7 protein-coding genes are annotated in these 4,738 nt (G+C 60.9%); 5 read left to right on the plus strand and 2 right to left on the minus strand.

Annotated features, from left to right (window positions below):
- Positions 1-87: 87 nt before the first annotated feature.
- Positions 88-408, minus strand: coding sequence for a plasmid mobilization protein (locus tag ACFQDM_RS15510; RefSeq protein WP_377380580.1), 321 nt, complete (start codon positions 406-408; stop codon positions 88-90).
- 231 nt (positions 409-639) lie between these two features.
- Between ACFQDM_RS15510 and ACFQDM_RS15515 the strand changes: the two genes are divergently transcribed.
- From ACFQDM_RS15515 to ACFQDM_RS15535, 5 genes are all read left to right on the plus strand, one after another.
- Positions 640-891, plus strand: coding sequence for a WGR domain-containing protein (locus tag ACFQDM_RS15515; RefSeq protein ID WP_377380582.1), 252 nt, complete (start codon positions 640-642; stop codon positions 889-891).
- 39 nt (positions 892-930) lie between these two features.
- Positions 931-1,206, plus strand: a complete 276-nt coding sequence (locus tag ACFQDM_RS15520; RefSeq protein ID WP_377380583.1) for a type II toxin-antitoxin system RelE/ParE family toxin — start codon at positions 931-933, stop codon at positions 1,204-1,206.
- 10 nt (positions 1,207-1,216) lie between these two features.
- Positions 1,217-1,516 (plus strand): HigA family addiction module antitoxin, encoded by a 300-nt coding sequence (locus ACFQDM_RS15525; RefSeq protein WP_377380585.1) that lies wholly within the window; start codon positions 1,217-1,219, stop codon positions 1,514-1,516.
- A 315-nt stretch (positions 1,517-1,831) separates the two neighbouring features.
- Entirely contained in the window at positions 1,832-2,557 is a 726-nt protein-coding gene (locus ACFQDM_RS15530) for an ArsR family transcriptional regulator (protein ID WP_377380587.1), read from the plus strand.
- Between the two features lie 168 nt (positions 2,558-2,725).
- Positions 2,726-3,157: a BLUF domain-containing protein gene (locus tag ACFQDM_RS15535; RefSeq protein ID WP_377380589.1), complete on the plus strand. Its 432-nt coding sequence runs from the start codon at positions 2,726-2,728 to the stop codon at positions 3,155-3,157.
- A 58-nt stretch (positions 3,158-3,215) separates the two neighbouring features.
- On the opposite strand, the gene ACFQDM_RS15540 is transcribed toward ACFQDM_RS15535, so the two are convergent.
- The coding region (locus tag ACFQDM_RS15540) for a relaxase/mobilization nuclease domain-containing protein (protein ID WP_377380591.1) at positions 3,216-4,738 on the minus strand (1,523 nt) is incomplete at its 5' end.

The following is a 4,738-nucleotide window of genomic DNA, read 5'->3' on the forward strand; positions in this document are numbered from 1 at the left end:
GGCGGCGCATGGCCGCGCCCCTCGCGGTCCGCAGCGGTCAGGTAGGCCGCAATCTCGGCCCCGCCACCGCGGCCCCCGCTGGTGAACTTAATCAGCATCAGCAGGCCGCTCATGCGCCGCCCGCAAGGCGGACAGTTCCCGGTCAATCTCGATCAGCCGCACCAGGAGCGCCGTAGCCGGCACCGGCCCGCGCCGGTTTGCAGCACGGGCCAGCTGGTTGAGGTTGTTCCCCATCCGCGCTAGCTCCCGCAGCAGATCGGGATCGACCCTCGGGGGTTCGCGCCGCTTCCGCAGGCGCTGCCCCCCGAGGGCCGAGCGCACCAGTTCCGACAGCGAAACCCCCTTATTCTCAGCAATAGCCTGCCATCGCTGCTTTTCCTCCGGTGTCGTTCGAATCTCGATCCTCATGGAAAAGACCTCTTCTGGGGGTGCAGGGGGCGATGCCCTTGTCGGGGTTCAGGGGCAGGCCCCTTCCGGCGTGCCGGATAGGGGGATTGAAGGGGGCCAAGGCCCCCTCACAAGCGCGAAGGACGGACACGTAGTGTCCGGACAAGAGTATGCTTGCGTTAGTGTTGCACACAAGGGCTCTGAGCGGCACAATCTAAATCGGTGGAACAGACCCGAATGGACGCGCGGACCATGATGCAGAGCTACCTAGAAAAGCGCGATCCGACAAAGAACTTGGCTCGCTTCCACAGTCTCATGGTTCTTCCCGATCTCTTCGGGGGATGGACCTTTGAACGGGAGTGGGGGCGGATCGGACAGGCCGGGCAGGTTCGCTGCATCCATTTCCCCTCCCAGAGAGAGGCCACGCAGGCGCTCTTGGAGGTGGAGACAGCAAAGAAACGGCGGGGCTATTGGCTGCGCCCGCAGCAGTTGGATCTGTTCTGACTTGGTTTACACTTGTAAGCTATCAGCTTACACATACCTATGATCAAGACCTTTGCGAACAAGCAGCTGAAGGCCCTCTGGGAAACGGGGAAATCGAGGCTCGATGCACGAATGCACAGCCGCATCCTGCGTCGTCTGGACGTCCTCGACGCTGCTACGGTGCCCGAGGACATGAATCTGCCTGGCTTCGACTTCCACGCTCTGCGAGGCCACACACCGACCCGCTACACGGTCCATGTGAACGGCCCGTGGTGCATCACCTTCGAGTTCCGTGACGGCGACGCGCATGTGCTGGACTTCGAGCAATACCACTAAGGAGGCAAGGATGAGCCGCAACCCTGACTGCTGCCCGACGCATCCGGGCGAATTGCTGCGCGAGGACGTGATCCCCGCCACCGGCAAGCCCAAGGCTGAGATCGCCCGGATGCTCGGCATCTCGCGCCAGCACCTCTACGACGTCTTGGCCGAGCGCAAGCCCGTCAGCCCCGAGGTCGCCGTGCGCCTCGCCAAGCTGTTCGGTAATGCCCCTCTTGTCTGGATCAGAATGCAGGGGGCCTACGACGCATGGCACGCCACACGAGAAGTGGACGTCTCGGGTGTCCCCACCCTGATCGCCGCCGAATAGCCCCTCAGCGCGCTTCTGGGACGCCCTGAGGCTTGTTCTTGATCTTTGCCGGTCCGACCCTGCCTCGCTGCCACCCGCGCCGCCTTGGCCGCGTAGCGCAACCCTCTGCACTTTCCCTTTCCCCAGCACATCCTGCCCCATGCAACATGCTCGACAGGGCAGTTTGAGTGCACCGGTGCCTCTTAGATTCTTAGGATATATGGATACGCTGGTGCATTTTGGCCATTTTAGCCTTGCTGTGCTGGCAAATTCAGAAATTGACAGTTGTCTGTCAGACAACTTAAGTTGTCCACCAGACAACTATCGAGGCGAGGGATGGGTAGGATTTCACTTCACGAACTGCGGCGCATGGGGGTATCTGCAGAAGATATCGAGGCCGCAAAGGTCACGCAGCTGGCACAGCGCAGGACCGGCGCACCCGTGCAGTCTATCGGCGTCATTGTCGGGGCCGCAGAACAGCGCCAGCGCACCAACCCGAACCCTCCCGCCGATCTGACGGCGCGCGCTCTGCACAAGCGCGGTGCCTACGACCAGGCGGCGCTTCTGCTGGATCAGCAGGCCTTGCGGGAGAGCAGCCCTGAGCGGGCTGCTATGGCGCGGGAAGCCGCTCTGGCGGCCAAGGAACTCTCCGCCAGCAATCAGCTTGAGTTCGACTTCTTCGGAGGGGGCAACGTGTCCATTGCATTCCAGTATCAGGACGCCGTGACGGAACGCCTGTTCGCGGCGGCAAAAACTACAGCGCAGGCCTTCCACGCGCAGGCGGTGCTCTGGCAGATCACACGCAATCTGGGTTGGCAGTCCTATGAGTGCACCAAGACCGCCGCTGACCTGTGTGAAGTGATGCGGACAGATAAGGCACAGATGGCTCGCGCTCTGGACCTTCTGGAGCAGGTAGGGGCGATCCGGCGTGTGAAGCGTGGGCGGGTCAAGATCATCACCGTGACGCCGGAAGGGGCTTTCCGGGGCAACGTGCATAACCATGCGCAAGCCGTCGAACGCTATAAGCTGAACGTGATCGACGGCGGCAAATTGGAAGACTGACGGTTAGCTCTCTCTCCTCCGCTTTGATCCGAGCGGGCTGTGTGGCGGGCCGAGGCAAACAGTTTGAGCTCTAGTTTTTTACCAAATAAAATTAGCTCAACTAGTAAAACATTATCATTCATAACTTTGTTATCTTTGGCATCAAAAAATTCATAATATGAGGACACATTGCTCTTTTTCTTAGTATATCGCTCAACAGCTGTGGTCCCACAGCGATCGGCCTACGAAGCGCTTATCTACCTTCAAGCCCGTGACCGTAATGCCAAGAAAGAGATCACCGGCTATCTCCATAGAGAGTGCCAATTTTACGTTCAGTATCTAGAAGGCCCCGAGAACGTGATCAAAGACCTGATGCGCACAATTGACCGCGACTGGCGGCACAAGGACGTCCAAGAGCTGTTCCACGGTCATGTTTCCGCCCGGCGTTTTCCGGGATGGGACATGGCCTTTACGGATGCAGAGACGTCATCTTTCCGCGCGCGGCAAGTAGTACTCGGAAGCGAGCCTGATATAAGCAAGGCTTCAACGGAGAAGATCCTTGAGTTTATGGATGAGACAGCCTTAAGTGAAAAAGCCAGATTGATGGCGTACACCAAATAAAAAAACTTCGTGGCGCTTATTACCGAATAACTATTCCGTCCCGTATAGCGGACCTTGCCTACAGGCCGTAATCATGCCCTCTGTCGCGCTCTCGCCGCGCCTCCCACTCCTGCTCCCATTCGTGCGCTTTGCGTTCCTCGACCAGCGTCACCGTTCTTTGAGCAACGCGTTCACCTGTTGCACCAAGCTCGTAGTTTGCTCGGTCTGAGTGTTGAAGGACCGCAGCAACTGCGCCTGAAAATGCTCGATCTCGCTCTGCTTCCGCTCGATCGAGTCCAGGCGGTTTCGGACGGTCTCGGACAAGGTCCGCAACTGCTTCGATGTGGCCTCTGACGCTTCGAGCGAGGTCTCGGAGGTGCTCACCAATGTTTCGAATTGTGCGAGCAGCGCCCGCTCGAAGGCTGTCAGTTGGTTCATGGCTCAGATCCCATTCGGCAGTTTGAGGCACAGAAACGGCTGCTCCCCTTGGCAAATCATCGGTTCGGTCCCCTCGGGCAGCATCAGGTAGCTCTGCCCCCCGTTCCTGAAGATCGGAAACTGGTCCGGCGCGGGGCTCATCCAGTGCCAGACTGACAAGCCCGCGATCGCCAGCCAGGTCACGATCAACGCCACCCACCACCAGCGCGCGGTCCAGCGTACGATCTCCAACTCGTCGGCCATCATCAGGCTCGTGCCTTGGATATCGTTCTGCATGGTGCGCAGCGCGGCTTCGGATTGTTGCCTCAAGCTGCTCGCGAGCCGCGTCAGCTCGGCCGAGGTCAATGCCTCGATCTCGGCCGTCTGGCTGGACAGCCGCTGTTGCAACCGCGCGGTCAAGCTCTCGGTCATAGGTCCATTCCTTTTCGTAGATCCTGCCCTTCATGCGGAATTTCTCGCCGCTCTCCGGGTCGTGGACGGTCAGGTAGTCCTTGCCTTGCCGGGGGACCTGCAAACCGGCCTCCTGCAAGGCCAGAACCATGCTCTTGCGATCCGTGACCCTCTCAGCCTCCACGAGCGCCGTCAGATAGGCGTGGATGCCTTCCCGGCCCTCCCGGAGCCGGAAGCCCTCATCGGCCCTCTCCGGGGCTCTGTGAAGCTCTGTGGCCCGCTCGGTGTCGTCGGGACGCGCCCAGCCCTGAGACCAGTTCAGCGCGTCCCTGAGCGGCGCATAGGACCGTTCCCAGCCCGGGGGCGCCACGTTCAGCGCCTTGCCGGTGGTCAACTCCATCCGGGGCGTCACGAAGTGCAGTTCCACCCGACCGCCCTCGGTGTGCTGATGACGCACCCACGTGATGTCGTATTGCTCCGGGTCCATGCCCGCAAAGGCCAGACGCTCGAAGGCGTCCATGGCCTCCTGCTGCTGGTCCTTGCTGGGCGCGTCCTCCAGGGCGAAGGACAGAACGCCATGGGTGTAGCTCCACTTGCGCTCGATGCTGTCGATCAACTCGCGGGTCCGCTCCATGTCGCCCCGCACCACCTCGGGCGGCGCATGGCCGCGCCCCTCGCGGTCCGCAGCGGTCAGGTAGGCCGCAATCTCGGCCCCGCCACCGCGGCCCCCGCTGGTGAACTTAATCAGCATCAGCAGGCCGCTCATGCGCCGCC

This window comes from Ponticaulis profundi (assembly GCF_042659465.1).
Lineage (GTDB): Bacteria > Pseudomonadota > Alphaproteobacteria > Caulobacterales > Hyphomonadaceae > Ponticaulis > Ponticaulis profundi.

What these genes read in the sequence shown, in the direction of transcription:
- ACFQDM_RS15510 (WP_377380580.1), bottom strand. Translation starts at nt 408, where the DNA reads ATGAGGATCGAGATTCGAACGACACCGGAGGAAAAGCAGCGATGGCAG.
- ACFQDM_RS15515 (WP_377380582.1), top strand. Translation starts at nt 640, where the DNA reads ATGATGCAGAGCTACCTAGAAAAGCGCGATCCGACAAAGAACTTGGCT.
- ACFQDM_RS15520 (WP_377380583.1), top strand. Translation starts at nt 931, where the DNA reads ATGATCAAGACCTTTGCGAACAAGCAGCTGAAGGCCCTCTGGGAAACG.
- ACFQDM_RS15525 (WP_377380585.1), top strand. Translation starts at nt 1,217, where the DNA reads ATGAGCCGCAACCCTGACTGCTGCCCGACGCATCCGGGCGAATTGCTG.
- ACFQDM_RS15530 (WP_377380587.1), top strand. Translation starts at nt 1,832, where the DNA reads ATGGGTAGGATTTCACTTCACGAACTGCGGCGCATGGGGGTATCTGCA.